The following is a 14,577-nucleotide window of genomic DNA, read 5'->3' as shown; positions in this document are numbered from 1 at the left end:
GCCCCCCTCCCCCACCCCCCCCGGGGGGGCGGGCGCGCGGGGGGGGGGGGGGGGGGCCCCCCGCAACGGGGGCCGGGACGGAGCCCCGTGCGGGGTTGAAGGGGCGGAGCCCCTGGGGGATGGGACGTGGATGGGACGGGTAGAGGCGGCGGGGGCGAGGAACAAACACACCCCCACCCGGCACCCCCCCCGGCAGGGGAAACAAACGACGAGGGCCCGAACCGTAACGGTTCGGGCCCTCGTCACACGCGTCCGCCGGGACGGCTACGGCAGCTGCGCCGCCCGAGCCTCCCGCCGATTGTCACGGAAGTTGTTCACCCGGCGAGCCGTGGCGAACAACGGAATCACCGCACCCATGACCAGCTGCAGCGCACAGCCCGTCTGGAGCAGCAGCTGCCCACCGGGCGCGCCGAAGGCCCAGGCCGCCAGCAGCCCCATGCTCAGCACGATCCACGAGAGCATCGCCCCAGCGAGGGGCCCCCGCGGCTTCGGGTACTCCACCCGGCTCACCATCAGCCACGCCGTGCCCAGGACCGCCAGCAGCGTCGCCACGAACGGCAGCTCCAGCAGGATGATCGCGACGACCGTGAGCGCACCGAATGGTGAGGGCATGCCCTGGAACGTGCCGTCCTTCACCGTCACGCACGAGAAGCGCGCAAGCCGCAGCACCACCGCCAACAGCACGACGACGGCTCCCACCGTCGCCACCCGCTGGTACGCGGCGGGCGTGACCATGCCGTAGACGAGCACGAAGTACGCCGGCGCGAGGCCGAAGCTGATCAGGTCGGAGAGGTTGTCCAGCTCCGCACCCATGGGGGAGGAGCGCAGCTTGCGTGCCACCAGACCGTCGAACAGGTCGAAGACCGCCGCGCACAGCATCAGGATGACCGCCGTGGCCGCGCTGTTGCGGGCCATGCCGGATTCCTGGTTGTGGGTGAGGTACGGGATCAGGATGCCGGTGGTGGTGAAGTACACCGCCATGAAGCCGCACGTCGCGTTGCCGAGGGTCAGAGTGTCCGCTATCGACAAACGCAGCGACAGCGGCATCTCCTCCTCGTCGTCGTCCTCCGCGTCCGGCACCCAGCCGGCCTGTGTTTCGGGATCAATCACGGTCAATGCGAGTCACCCCAGCCACGGTCTTCTGCCCGACCTCGACCTCGACCTCGACGCCCTCGGGGAGGTAGATGTCGACGCGCGAGCCGAAGCGGATCAGCCCGATGCGGTCACCCTGCTCGACCTTGGTGCCCTGCGGGACGTACGGGACGATACGACGAGCGACCGCGCCGGCGATCTGGACCATCTCGATGTCACCGAGTTCGGTGTCGAAGTGCCAGACGACGCGCTCGTTGTTCTCGCTCTCCTTGTTGAACGCCGGAACGAACCCGCCGGGGATGTGCTCCACCGACGTGACCGAGCCGGAGAGCGGCGCGCGGTTCACGTGGACGTTGAGCGGGCTCATGAAGATCGCGACGCGGGTCCGTCCGTCCTTCCACGGCATGATGCTCTGCACCACACCGTCGGCGGGCGAGATGACCCGGCCCTGGGCGATCTCGCGCTCGGGGTCGCGGAAGAACCACAGCATGCCGGCCGCGAGCGCGGTGGCGGGTACGGCCACGGCCTTGGCGGCGCCGGAGCGGCGCGCGCGGGCCAGGCTGAGGGCTGCGGTGGCGACGGTCGGGAGAAGCCACGGCGATGCTCCGCGCGCGAGGCGTACACCAGAAAACCTGTCGCGTGGTGCAGAGGTTTGGCTGTGGGGCATGGATGACCTTCGTAGCGGATGATGCCGCGCGGTGACTGGGGACGGCGGCTTTCCGGGATCGTACCGGGCGCGGGCCACAACTGGGCAAGCCAGGAAGCCGAGTCGGCGGCCGAAGACCGTTCACGGGGTGTGATCTTCTTCTCGAAGAAAACACCCCCAAACGGACGTCTAGCCCTGGAACCGATACTCTTCGAGCAGCCTGCGTCCAATGATCATTTTCTGGATTTCGGCGGTACCTTCACCGATCAGCAGCATCGGTGCCTCACGGTAGAGGCGCTCGATCTCGTACTCCTTGGAGAAGCCGTAGCCGCCGTGGATCCGGAAAGCGTCCTCGACGACCTCTTTGCAGTATTCGGAGGCCAGGTACTTGGCCATCCCTGCTTCGAGGTCGTTTCGTTCGCCCGAGTCCTTTTTGCGAGCTGCGTTGACCATCATCGCATGAGCGGCCTCGACCTTGGTAGCCATCTCCGCCAGCTTGAACTGAATGGCCTGGTGCTGGGCGATCTGTTTGCCGAAGGTGTGCCGCTGCTGGGCGTACCCGACACCCAGCTCGAACGCACGCTGAGCGACGCCACAGCCACGCGCCGCCACATTCACGCGGCCGACTTCGACGCCGTCCATCATTTGGTAAAACCCTCGGCCGGTGGTGCCGCCGAGTACACGATTGGCCGGAATGCGCAGGTCGTCCATGATGAGTTCAGTGGTGTCGACCCCCTTGTAGCCCATCTTGTCGATCTTCCCGGGGATGGTGAGCCCGGGGCGGACCTCACCGAAGCCGGGCTCCTTCTCCACGAGGAAGGTCGTCATCGACTTGTGGGCCGCCGTACCCTCGGGGTGTCCTTCGTCACTTCGGACGAGGACGGCAACCAAGGTTGACGTTCCGCCATTCGTGAGCCACATCTTCTGGCCGTTCAGGACGTATTCGTCGCCGTCCTTGACCGCCTTCGATGTGATGGCCGACACATCGGAGCCCAGCCCCGGCTCCGACATCGAGAAGGCACCCCGGATCTCGCCCAGCGCCATCTTCGGCAGGAAGTAGTCCTTCTGCTCCTGCGTGCCGTGCTGCTTGAGCATGTACGCCACGATGAAGTGGGTGTTGATGATGCCGGACACGGACATCCAGCCGCGGGCGATCTCCTCCACGCACAGCGCGTAGGTGAGGAGCGACTCGCCCAGGCCCCCGTACTCCTCGGGGATCATCAGGCCGAACAGACCCAACTCCTTGAGACCGTCGACGATCGCTTGCGGGTACTCGTCACGGTGCTCCAGCTCGGTCGCGACCGGGATGATCTCCTTGTCCACGAAGTCCCGGACGGTGGAGAGGATCTCCTGCTGAATGTCGGTCAGACCGTGGGTCTGGGCGAGTCGCGCCATGGCTACTTCTCCGTCTTTTCCGAAGGGGCCTTCAGCTCCGGGCGGCCGGGCTGCTCGCCGCCGCGCTCCTTGATGTACGTCTCGGTGGGCACCATGACCTTGCGGCGGAACACGCAGACCAGCGTGCCGTCCTGCTTGTAGCCCTTGGTCTCCACGTGCACGATGCCGCGGTCGTTCTTCGACTTGGAGGGCCACTTGTCGAGCACGGTCGTCTCGCCGTAGATCGTGTCGCCGTGGAAGGTCGGCGCCACGTGCCTGAGCGACTCGATCTCCAGGTTCGCGATGGCCTTGCCGGAGACGTCCGGCACGGACATGCCGAGCAAGAGCGAGTAGACGTAGTTCCCGACGACGACGTTCTTGCCGAAGTCCGTCGTCTTCTCCGCGTAGTTGCTGTCCATGTGGAGCGGGTGGTGGTTCATGGTGAGGAGACAGAAGAGGTGGTCGTCGTACTCCGTGACCGTCTTCCCGGGCCAGTGCTTGTAGACCGCCCCGACCTCGAACTCCTCGTAGGTGCGTCCGAACTGCATCGCGCTCAGGCCTCCGGGATCTCGAACTTCGACGTACGGGTCATCCCCGCCGCCCGCCCCTTGCCGGAGATGACCAGCGCCATCTTGCGGCTGGCCTCGTCGATCATCTCGTCGCCGAGCATCGCCGAGCCCTTCTTGCCGCCCGCCTCGGACGTGCAGTAGTCGTACGCGTCCAGGATCAGCTCGGCGTGGTCGTAGTCCTCCTGGGAGGGCGAGAAGATCTCGTTGGACGCCTCGACCTGACCCGGGTGCAGCACCCACTTGCCGTCGAAGCCGAGGGCGGCGGCGCGCTGGGCGACCTCGCGGTAGCCGTCGACGTTGCGGATCTGCAGGTAGGGGCCGTCGATCGCCTGGAGGTTGTTGGCGCGGGCGGCCATCAGGATCTTCATCAGGATGTAGTGGTAGGCGTCCGCCGGGTAGCCGGGCGGCTGCTCGCCCACGACCAGCGACTTCATGTTGATCGACGCCATGAAGTCGGCCGGGCCGAAGATGATCGTCTCCACGCGCGGGGAGGCCTGCGCGATCTCGTTGACGTTGTTCAGGCCCTGCGCGTTCTCGATCTGCGCCTCGATGCCGATCCGCCCGACCTCGAAGCCCATCGTCTTCTCGATCTGGGTGAGCAGCAGGTCCAGGGCGACGACCTGCTGGGCGTCCTGCACCTTCGGCAGCATGATGCAGTCGAGGTTCTGGCCGGCGCCCTCGACGACCGTGACGACGTCCCGGTACGTCCACTCGGTGGTCCAGTCGTTGACCCGCACGACCCGCGTCTTGCCGGTCCAGTCGCCCTCGTTGAGGAACTTGACGATCGTGTGCCGCGCCTCGGGCTTGGCGAGCGGGGCGCACGCGTCCTCCAGGTCGAGGAAGACCTGGTCGGCGGCCAGGCCCTGGGCCTTCTCCAGGAAGCGGGCGTTGCTTCCCGGCACCGCGAGGCAGGAGCGCCGCGGACGAAGGCGGTTCACCTGGGGAACAGGGCTGGTCATGCGGGGACCTCCAGGGGGTCGAGCTTGTTGGCCTTGCGGATCTCGTCGACGATACGGCCGATGATCCCGGTGATGTCGAAGTCCTTCGGGGTGAAGACCGCGGCCACTCCCGCGGCCCTGAGCTGCTCGGCGTCGCCGTTCGGGATGATCCCGCCGGCGATCACCGGGATGTCGGGCGCCCCGGCCTCCCGCAGCCGCTCCAGCACGTCCGGCACGAGCTGCGCGTGCGAGCCGGAGAGGATGGACAGGCCGACCGCGTGCACGTCCTCGGCGAGGGCCGCGTCCACGATCTGCTCGGGCGTCAGCCGGATGCCCTGGTAGACCACCTCGAAGCCCGCGTCACGTGCGCGCACGGCGATCTGCTCGGCCCCGTTGGAGTGCCCGTCCAGGCCGGGCTTGCCGACGAGGAAGCGCAGCTTGCCCACGCCGAGGTCCCGGGCGGTCGCGTCGACCCTCCGGCGGACGTCCGCCATCCCGGTGCCCTCCTCGGCGGCCACCGCGACCGGTGCGGAGGACACACCGGTCGGCGCCCGGAACTCCCCGAACACCTCCCGCAGCGCTCCTGCCCACTCACCGGTCGTGACACCGGCGCGGGCGCACTCCAGGGTGGCCTCCATGAGGTTGTCCGTGCCCTTGGCGGCCTCCTTCAGGCGCTCCAGCGCCTTGCAGGGGCGCGGGTGGTTGAAGGGCGGCTGGTAGCGGGTGTCGCGCCAGTGCGTCAGGGCCCGCACGACACGTTCCTCGACCGCCGGGTCGACCGTGTGGATCGCGGTGTCCAGGTCGGCCGTGAGCGGGTTCGGTTCGGTCGTCTCGAAGATGTTGACGCCGACGATCTTCTCCTGGCCGGACTCGATCCGGGCCCGGCGTTCGGCGTGGGAGGCGACGAGCTGTGACTTCAGGTAGCCCGACTCGACGGCGGACATCGCGCCGCCCATCTCCTGGATCCGCTCGATCTCGGCGAACGACTCCTCGACCAGCCGGGAGACCTTCGCCTCGATGACGTGCGAGCCCTCGAAGATGTCCTCGTACTCCAGCAGGTCGCTCTCATGGGCGAGTACCTGCTGGATGCGCAGCGACCATTGCTGGTCCCAGGGCCGGGGCAGGCCCAGCGCCTCGTTCCAGGCAGGGAGCTGCACGGCACGCGCGCGGGCGTCCTTCGACAGCGTCACGGCCAGCATCTCCAGCACGATGCGCTGGACGTTGTTCTCGGGCTGGGCCTCCGTCAGGCCCAGCGAGTTGACCTGGACGCCGTAGCGGAAGCGCCTCTGCTTGGGGTCCTCGATGCCGTACCGCTCGCGGGTGATGCGGTCCCAGATGCGGCCGAACGCCCGCATCTTGCACATCTCCTCGACGAAGCGGACGCCCGCGTTCACGAAGAAGGAGATCCGGGCGACGACGTCACCCATGCGCTCCTGCGGCACCTGCCCCGAGTCACGGACGGCGTCCAGCACCGCGACGGCCGTCGACATCGCGTACGCGATCTCCTGGACCGGCGTGGCACCCGCCTCCTGCAGGTGGTAGCTGCAGATGTTGATCGGGTTCCACTTCGGGATGTGGGAGACCGTGTACGCGATCATGTCGGTCGTCAGACGGAGGGAGGGGCCCGGCGGGAAGACATGGGTGCCCCGCGACAGGTACTCCTTCACGATGTCGTTCTGGGTCGTCCCCTGGAGCTTGGTGATGTCGGCGCCCTGCTCCTCCGCGACGACCTGGTAGAGCGCCAGCAGCCACATGGCGGTGGCGTTGATGGTCATCGAGGTGTTCATCTGCTCCAGGGGGATGTCCTGGAACAGCCGGCGCATGTCACCGAGGTGCGAGACCGGAACCCCGACCCGGCCGACCTCGCCGCGGGCGAGGATGTGGTCGGGGTCGTAGCCGGTCTGCGTCGGCAGGTCGAACGCCACCGAGAGACCCGTCTGCCCCTTGGCGAGGTTGCGCCGGTACAGCTCGTTGGACGCCTCGGCGGTGGAATGACCGGCGTACGTCCGCATCAACCACGGCCGGTCCTTCTGACGCTCATTCATCTGCGGACCTCAGACGTTCCGGAAGCGGTTGATGGCGTCGACGTGCCTGGCCCGCTTCTCCTGGTCGCGCACGCCCAGGCCCTCCTCGGGGGCGAGGCACAGCACACCGACCTTGCCCTGGTGGAGGTTGCGGTGCACGTCGTACGCCGCCTGGCCGGTCTCCTGAAGCGCGTACACCTTCGACAGCGTCGGGTGGATCCTGCCCTTCGCGATGAGCCGGTTGGCCTCCCAGGCCTCGCGGTAGTTGGCGAAGTGCGAGCCGATGATCCGCTTCAGGGACATCCACAGGTAGCGGTTGTCGTACTCGTGCATGTAGCCCGAGGTCGAGGCGCAGGTGGTGATGGTGCCGCCCTTGCGGGTGACGTAGACGCTCGCGCCGAAGGTCTCGCGGCCTGGGTGCTCGAAGACGATGTCGATGTCCTCGCCGCCGGTGAACTCGCGGATGCGCTTGCCGAAGCGCTTCCACTCCTTCGGGTCCTGGGTGGTCTCGTCCTTCCAGAACTTGTAGTCCTCGGCGGTGCGGTCGATGATCGCCTCGGCGCCCATGGCCCGGCAGATCTCCGCCTTCTGCGGCGAGGACACGACACAGATGGGATTGGCGCCACCGGCCAGCGCGAACTGGGTGGCGTAGGAACCGAGCCCGCCGCTCGCGCCCCAGATGAGGACGTTGTCGCCCTGCTTCATGCCGGCGCCGTTGCGGGAGACGAGCTGCCGGTACGCGGTGGAGTTGACCAGTCCGGGAGCGGCGGCCTCCTCCCAGCTGAGGTGGTCCGGCTTCGGCATCAGCTGGTTGGACTTGACAAGGGCGAGCTCTGCCAGTCCACCGAAGTTCGTCTCGAAGCCCCAGATCCGCTGCTCGGGGTCGAGCATCGTGTCGTTGTGGCCGTCGCTCGACTCCAGCTCCACGCTCAGGCAGTGCGCGACGACCTCGTCACCGGGCCGCCAGGCGTTGACGCCGGGGCCGGTGCGCAGGACGACGCCCGCGAGGTCGGAGCCGATGATGTGGTACGGCAGGTCGTGGCGCTTGGTGAGCTCGCTGAGCTTGCCGTAGCGCTCCAGGAAGCCGAAGGTGGGCAGCGGCTCGAAGATCGAGGTCCACACGGAGTTGTAGTTGACCGAGGAGGCCATGACGGCCACCAGGGCCTCGCCCGGGCCCAGCTCCGGCAGCGGCACGTCGTCCAGGTGGATCGACTTGCGCGGGTCCTTGTCGCGAGTGGTGAGCCCGGCGAACATCTCCGTCTCGTCCTTGTGCACGGTGATCGCGCGGTACGACTCGGGGAGCGGCAGAGCGGCGAAGTCGGCGGACGTGGTGTCCGGCGACTGGATCGCGTCCAGGATTTCCTTCACGGTGTTGCCTCCGGCGACGAGCGTCCTGAGGGAAGACGCTGCTGAGGGTTACGTCGGGTGCTGATCAGTGCTGCTGAGGGTGTGCCGTCGGTTCGGCGGGAGGGTGGTGCTTCGGCAGCGCTTGGTGTGGCGCGGAGGGTGCCTGTGACGCAGGCGTCCGGGCGCGCTCGCCAGGTGGCTAGCGGGGACAGCCGACGTACGAAGGATCTCTGCACGCCGGCCGCCCGGACAACCTCAAGGTATGGCACGGCGTGTCATGCGGCAAGGCACTGGGTGCCAGAAATTGCTCTCACATGAAATCTTTACGTAACAAATGAGCGATGATCGATCAAAGCTACCGCTGAGTAGACCGGAAAATCGGGTGACAGGGGTGCGTAAATGGACGAACGGCCCTCGGGTGTATCCGGCCGCGAGGTGCGGCCGGCCCTTGGGCCGTTCGGGTGACGTGGGGGAGGGGCGTGCGGTGCCCCGGTGATCAGGGCCTGTCCCTCAGTGCCTGCTCGATCGTCTTCATGACCTCGTCCAGCGGTGCATCGGTCCTGGCCACCGTCACCAGCACCTCACCCTGCGAAGAGACCGACGCCGGCGGCGGAGGGACGTGAGAGGCGGGCTCGTACCGGCCCGCCCCGATCCCCGTGCCGAACGTACGGCGCACGATCGCGAAAGCGTGGTCCAGCTGCGCCTCCACGTCCCCCTGCCCCCCGGCACGCAGCCAGCGGCGCAGCACATGGTTGTGCGCGGTGACGACGGCGGACGCGGCGACCTCGGCCAGCAGCGGGTCGTCGTTGGCGTCGTCGTCGTGGGCGTGCTCGTCGAAGTGGCCCAGCAGGTAACGGGTGAAGAGCCGCTCGTAGCGGGCGACCGACGCGATCTCCGCCTCGCGCAGGGTGGGGACCTCCCGCGTGAGCTTGTAGCGCTGCACGGAGATCTCCGGCCGCGCCGCGTACATCCTCATGACTTCCTTGATGCCGCGGCACACGGTGTCGAGGGGGTGCTCATGGGCGGGCGCCGCGTTCAGTACGGCCTCCGCCCGGACCAGCGTGTCGTCGTGGTCGGGGAAGATCGCCTCTTCCTTGGAGCGGAAGTGGCGGAAGAAGGTGCGGCGGGCCACTCCGGCGGCCGCCGCGATCTCGTCGACGGTGGTCGCCTCGTACCCCTTCGTCGCGAACAGTTCCATCGCCGCGGCCGCCAGTTCCCGGCGCATCTTGAGCCGTTGGGCGGCGGCGCGACCGCCCGCGGCACGTTCTGGAGTGTCGGGCGTAGCTGGCGTACGTGAGGACCTGGCGGGCTGGGACATGACCCGAACGTACTGCATGTGCGCTGCATGTTGCGCGGATCTTCCGATCCCCCCGCCCCTGGTGGGCGGGGCAGTGCCGGGTCGGGGGGCCGGGGCGGAGCTGCCCGGATCCAGCAGCCCGCCCCAGTCCGCGTCCCCTCGGGACCGGTCGCCGGGCCGCTCAGCGCTTGGCATATTCGCGGAAGCCGCGGCCCGTCTTGCGGCCGAGGCAGCCCGCGGCCACCAGATGCTCCAGCAGCGGCGCCGGAGCCAGGCCCGGGTCGCGGAACTCGCGGTGCAGAACCCGCTCGATGGCCAGCGAGACGTCGAGACCGACCACGTCGAGGAGTTCGAAGGGGCCCATCGGGTATCCGCCGCCCAGCCTCATGGCCGCGTCGATCTCGTCCAGCGACGCGTAGTGCTCCTGGACCATCTTGACCGCGTTGTTCAGGTACGGGAACAGCAGCGCGTTCACGATGAATCCGGCACGGTCGCCGCAGTCCACCGGGTGCTTGCGGACGGCGGTGCACAGCTCCCGGACCGTCGCGTGCACGTCGTCCGCGGTCAGGACCGTGCGGACCACCTCGACCAGCTTCATCGCCGGGGCCGGGTTGAAGAAGTGCATGCCGATCACGTCCTGCGGCCGCGAGGTGGCGCGGGCGCAGGCCACGACGGGCAGCGACGAGGTCGTGGTGGCGAGGATCGCGCCCGGCTTGCAGACCTTGTCGAAGGTCGCGAACAACTGCCGCTTGACCTCCAGGTCCTCCGCCACGGCCTCCAGCGCGAGGTCGACGTCCGCGAACGCGTCGTACGAGCCCGCCGGGGTGATCCGGTCCAGCGTCTCGGCCGCCGCCTCGACCGTCATACGGCCCTTGTCGACAGAACGTGAAAGAGACTTGCCGATACGGGCCTTGGCGGCCTGCGCCTTCTCCTCGCTGCGCGCCGCGAGCACGACCCCGTACCCGGCCTTCGCGAACACCTCGGCGATCCCGGACGCCATGGTCCCGGAGCCCGCGACGCCGACGGAGCGGACGGTGCGGCCGGGGACCGCGGGACCGTCCGACAGCGGCGTCAGCACGTCCCGCACGACGGTGGCACTGCCCGGCTCCTCGTACGTGTAGAAACCGCGCCCCGACTTGCGGCCGGTCAGGCCCGCCTCGCTGAGCTGCTTGAGGATGGGCGCGGGTGCGTGCAGCCGGTCGTGCGAGGCGGCGTACATGGCCTCCAGGACCGTACGCGCCGTGTCGACGCCGATCAGGTCGAGCAGCGCGAGCGGGCCCATCGGCAGCCCGCAGCCCAGCCGCATCGCCGCGTCGATGTCCTCGCGGGAGGCGTACTTGGCCTCGTACATCGCGGCGGCCTGGTTGAGGTAGCCGAACAGCAGCCCGTCGGCGACGAACCCGGGCCGGTCGCCGACCGCCACGGGCTCCTTGCCCAGCTCGATGGCCAGGTCCGTGACCGCGGCGACGGCCTGGGGCGCGGTGAGCACGCAGGAGACGATCTCGACGAGCTTCATCGCGGGCGCCGGGTTGAAGAAGTGCAGTCCGAGCACTCGCTCGGGGCGGGCCGAGTCGGCTGCCAGGCGCGTCACCGAGAGCGCGTTGGTTCCGGTCGCGAGCACGGTCTCCGGGCGGACGATCGAGTCCAGCTCGCGGAAGACCCGCAGCTTGATCTCGTACGACTCGGGGGTCACCTCGATGACCAGGTCGGCGTCGGCCGCGGCCCGGAGGTCGGTGAACGTGCGGAAGCGTGCCAGGACGTCGCCGCGCTCCCGCTCCGTGATCCGGCCGCGTTCCACGGCCCGGGAGGTCGAGGACTCCAGAGCGGCGACGGCCTTCGCGGCCTGCGCCTCGCTCACGTCGATCCCGACGACCTCGCGGCCGGCCCGGGCCAGGACCTCGGCGATACCGGTGCCCATGGTGCCGAGACCGATGACGGCCACGGTCTTGAGCGGGGACAAAGGGGTGTCGGACAGGGGAGTGGCCATCGCGGACTCCAGGAATGAGGGTGACGACTGGGAGCGCGCCCGGCCGCGCCGAAGGGCGCACCGGGTGCGAGAAGGAGTGCGGGTTGCGGGTGTTGCCGGGCTGCGAGCGCACACGCCCGGTGCCGTCGCCAAAGGCGTGCACACGCCCGGCGAACGGTGATGACCGACCGGCCCTGTCCCGGAGCCGCGTCGCACTGAGGTACCCGAGGTACCGAACCGACTGCGTCCGTGGCGGCTGCGTCACCAGGCCACCACGAAGGGGGTACGCGAACGGGTAGTTCGCTCGTCTGAGCTTAACCGGCGGGTAACGAGCGCGCCAGTCCTCGTGTTTGTGACGTACGTCCCCCACCGCCTCCGGACGCCCGTAGGCTCGGTGTCATGGACGAAGAGTCGCGATCACTCACGGAACGCTTACGGCAGGAGTCGGGGGCCTCGGTCGTGTACGAGCGGCTCATGGCGACCGGCGACCTCAACGCGCTGGCCGGTGTGCTCACCGCTCCCGGACAACCGCTCTGGGCGCGGGAACTGGCCGCCTTCCGGCTCGGTGTCGCCGGGGACCGGCGGGCCTTCGAGGCGCTCGTCCTGCTGCTCAACCACCGCGATCCGCAGCGCTGCGCGTCGGCCGCACACGCCCTCGCCCGGCTCGGCGATCCGCGGACGGCCCGCGCGGCAGCCGCCCTCGCCACCAACGAACTCCGCGTCGCCTACGCCCTGCATCCCATACGGCTCCTGGTGGCGCTGCGCGCTCCCGAGGCGGTACCCGCCCTGATCACCACCCTGGCGCGGCGACTGCGGCCGCACGACCCGTACCGCCGGGTCGCGCTCGCCTGTGTGGAGGGGCTGGGCGCGCTGGGCGACGAACGCGGCCGGGCCGTGCTCAACGAGGCGCTCGCCCACCCCCCGCTCGCGGCGGCCGCGGCCGGAGCGCTGAAGCGACTGCCCAAGCAGTGACGCGCCTGCCCCAGCGGTGAGACGGCGTCAGGAGGAAGCCGCGTCCCGGAGCGCGCGCACGTACCGCACCTCGGGGACCATCACGCCGTCCACCTCGAAGGGTTCCTCGGCACCGTCCGGGGCGAAGCCGTGGCCCTCGTAGAAGCGGCGCGCGCGGGCGTTCTCCTGCAGCACCCAGAGCAGCATCCGCTCGTGCCCGGCGGTGGCGCACCGCCGGGCCGACTCCTGGAGCAGAGCGCGGCCCACGCCTGCCGAGAAGTGTCCCGGCCGCACGTAGAGCGCGTACAACTCGGCGTCCTCGGTGCGGACTTCGCCTTCGCGGTACGGCCCGTGGCAGGCCCAGCCGACGACCTCGCCGCTCCGCTCCGCGACCAGGTTCACGGCCTCTCCGCCGTCCTTCTCCAGCTTCTCCAGGTAACCGCGCCGCCGTTCGGCGTCCGCGTCCACGTCGAGCCGGTCGAGGTACGCCTGAGGGATCATCCCCACGTAGGCGGACTGCCAGCCGCCGATACGGATCTCGGCGACGGAACGGCAGTCGGCCAGGGTCATCTCACGTATGCGGAGTCGGTCGGATCGGGCGCGTCGGTCGTCCATGGGCGGCACCCTAGGCGGGCACGGACGACTCGCGCGCGTCGATTATCGGGCTCGGGTTCAGCTACGGAAGCCGAGCAGTCCGTGCAGCGTCGCACCCCGTGAGGACGGGGGTGCCGACTTCGCGGCCTGGGGTTCGGGGTCGGGTGTCCGCTCGCACACCGCGTCGGCCTCGCCCTCGCCACGCGGAACCGTACCGTCGGTCAGATACGCCGTCAGGTGCTGGTCGAGGCAGGCGTTCCCGCTGAGCGTGATGCCGTGGTTGCCGCCGCCGTCCTCCACCACCAGGCTGGAGTTGCCGATCAGCCGGTGGACCGTGACGCCGCCCTCGTGCGGGGTGGCCGCGTCGCCCGTCGCCTGGAACAGCAGCACCGGTGGCACGGCGCTGTTGGAGATGTCCACGGGCTGCGGCGCCGTGCTCGCCGGCCAGAACGCGCACGGCGCGTTGTACCAGGCGTTGTTCCAGGTCATGAACGGCGCCTTCGCGTACACGTCCCAGTTGTCCCTGCGCCACTGGTTCCAGTCGCGCGGCCAGGCCGCGTCACGGCACTGCACCGCCGTGTAGACGCTGTAGCCGTTGTCACCCGCCGCGTCGACGGCGCCGAAGTGCTCGTACGCCTTGACCAGCGGGTCGCCGTTCCCGCCGTTCGCATAGGCCGCGAACGCCTCGGCGAGGTAGGGCCAGTAGCCGTTGAAGTAGCCGCCGGGGACGAAGGTGTCCTCCAGTTCGGCCGCACCCACCTTGCCGCCCGCGGGCTTCCTGGCGAGGGCCGCCCGCATGGCGTACCACTTGGCCTCGACCTTCGCCGGATCGGTGCCCAGCTTGTACGTCGCGTCGTACTTCGCCACCCATGCCGTGAACGCGAGGTGGCGGTCGTTGAACGCGTAGTCCTGCTGGATGTTGTCGTCGTACCAGACACCCGTGGGGTCGACTACCGAGTCCAGCACGACGCGCCGTACGCGGTGGGGGTACAGCTTCGCGTAGACGGCGCCCAGGTAGGTGCCGTACGAGTACCCGAAGTAGTTGATCTTCTTCGCGCCGAGCGCCCGCCGGATCGCGTCCATGTCCCTGACCACGCTGACCGTGTCGATGTGCGGCAGCACGTCCGCGTACTTGGTGGCGCACGCCCTGGCGAAGGCGGCGGCGCGGTCGAGGTTGGCCTGCTCCAGGGCCCGGGAGGTCGGCAGGGAGTCGGGCCGCAACGGTGCGAAGTGCTTCGGTGCGCAGTCCAGCGCGGGCTTGCTGGCGCCGACACCGCGCGGGTCGAAGCCGATGACGTCGTACTGCGCCGCCGGCTTCTTGGGCAGCGAGGAGGCGACGTACCCGGCCAGCGTCAGCCCGCTGCCACCGGGACCGCCGGGGTTCACCAGCAGGGGCCCCTGGTACGTCTTCGCCGTGTGGGGCACGCGTGAGAGGGCGAGCGTGATCTGCTTGCCGCGCGGGTGCGCGTGGTCGAGCGGCACCTTCAGGGAAGCGCACTGGAGCGTCGGATACGCGCTCGTCGCGCACTTCTTCCAGGCGGGCCTCACCGTCGGGGCGTTGGGCGTGGTGCGCGGTGCGGATGCGGAGCCGGCGCTCGCGTCGGCCGGGACCCCGGTGACCATCCCGGCCACCACCGCGGCGGCGCCGCACAAGGCAGCTGCGCGTTTCTTCATCGTCGGGCCTCCCAGGGCGGAGGAGTCGGGCCGTGCACACCACGGCCCTCGTCGCATCGTCCCGGCGAGGACTCCCGGAGGAACGCGTTCCGTCCCGACGTGACC

12 protein-coding genes are annotated in these 14,577 nt (G+C 69.3%); 1 reads left to right on the top strand and 11 read right to left on the bottom strand.

What is annotated here, in order from left to right:
* Positions 1-264 precede the first annotated feature (264 nt).
* The 9 genes from pssA to AB0959_RS49415 all read right to left on the bottom strand — a co-directional run bounded on the left by pssA (position 265) and on the right by AB0959_RS49415 (position 11,274).
* Entirely contained in the window at positions 265-1,080 is an 816-nt protein-coding gene (pssA, locus tag AB0959_RS49455; RefSeq protein WP_366833556.1) for a CDP-diacylglycerol--serine O-phosphatidyltransferase, read from the bottom strand.
* Positions 1,081-1,102: 22 nt separating this feature from the next.
* Positions 1,103-1,759 carry a phosphatidylserine decarboxylase gene (locus AB0959_RS49450; RefSeq protein WP_366833553.1) on the bottom strand — a complete coding sequence of 219 codons (657 nt, stop codon included), beginning with the start codon at positions 1,757-1,759 and terminating at the stop codon, positions 1,103-1,105.
* 168 nt (positions 1,760-1,927) lie between these two features.
* Positions 1,928-3,133: an acyl-CoA dehydrogenase family protein gene (locus tag AB0959_RS49445; protein ID WP_366833552.1), complete on the bottom strand. Its 1,206-nt coding sequence runs from the start codon at positions 3,131-3,133 to the stop codon at positions 1,928-1,930.
* Positions 3,134-3,135: 2 nt separating this feature from the next.
* Entirely contained in the window at positions 3,136-3,660 is a 525-nt protein-coding gene (locus AB0959_RS49440) for a MaoC family dehydratase (protein WP_366833551.1), read from the bottom strand.
* Positions 3,661-3,665: 5 nt separating this feature from the next.
* A complete protein-coding gene (locus AB0959_RS49435; protein ID WP_366833550.1) occupies positions 3,666-4,640 on the bottom strand; it encodes a CoA ester lyase in 975 nt (324 codons plus the stop codon).
* Positions 4,637-6,664: a protein meaA gene (locus AB0959_RS49430; protein ID WP_366833549.1), complete on the bottom strand. Its 2,028-nt coding sequence runs from the start codon at positions 6,662-6,664 to the stop codon at positions 4,637-4,639. Before AB0959_RS49430 ends, AB0959_RS49435 begins: the two co-directional genes overlap by 4 nt.
* 9 nt (positions 6,665-6,673) lie before the next feature.
* Positions 6,674-8,011 carry a crotonyl-CoA carboxylase/reductase gene (ccrA, locus tag AB0959_RS49425; RefSeq protein WP_366833548.1) on the bottom strand — a complete coding sequence of 446 codons (1,338 nt, stop codon included), beginning with the start codon at positions 8,009-8,011 and terminating at the stop codon, positions 6,674-6,676.
* Positions 8,012-8,486: 475 nt separating this feature from the next.
* Positions 8,487-9,326: a TetR family transcriptional regulator gene (locus AB0959_RS49420; protein ID WP_366833547.1), complete on the bottom strand. Its 840-nt coding sequence runs from the start codon at positions 9,324-9,326 to the stop codon at positions 8,487-8,489.
* Between the two features lie 142 nt (positions 9,327-9,468).
* Positions 9,469-11,274, bottom strand: coding sequence for a 3-hydroxyacyl-CoA dehydrogenase family protein (locus AB0959_RS49415; RefSeq protein ID WP_366833546.1), 1,806 nt, complete (start codon positions 11,272-11,274; stop codon positions 9,469-9,471).
* Between the two features lie 378 nt (positions 11,275-11,652).
* On the opposite strand from AB0959_RS49415, the gene AB0959_RS49410 reads away from it, so the two are divergent.
* Complete coding sequence (locus AB0959_RS49410) at positions 11,653-12,225, top strand: adenylosuccinate lyase (RefSeq protein ID WP_366833545.1); 573 nt, start codon at positions 11,653-11,655, stop codon at positions 12,223-12,225.
* Between the two features lie 27 nt (positions 12,226-12,252).
* On the opposite strand, the gene AB0959_RS49405 is transcribed toward AB0959_RS49410, so the two are convergent.
* A complete protein-coding gene (locus tag AB0959_RS49405; RefSeq protein ID WP_366833544.1) occupies positions 12,253-12,819 on the bottom strand; it encodes a GNAT family N-acetyltransferase in 567 nt (188 codons plus the stop codon).
* 57 nt (positions 12,820-12,876) lie between these two features.
* On the bottom strand, positions 12,877-14,472 hold the full coding sequence (locus AB0959_RS49400; protein WP_366833543.1) for an alpha/beta hydrolase: 1,596 nt from the start codon (positions 14,470-14,472) through the stop codon (positions 12,877-12,879).
* Between the last annotated feature and the right edge of the window lie 105 nt (positions 14,473-14,577).

It is taken from the genome of Streptomyces sp. NPDC046862 (genome assembly GCF_040704615.1).
Lineage (GTDB): Bacteria > Actinomycetota > Actinomycetes > Streptomycetales > Streptomycetaceae > Streptomyces.
This window is presented reverse-complemented; position numbering and strand designations above follow the sequence as displayed.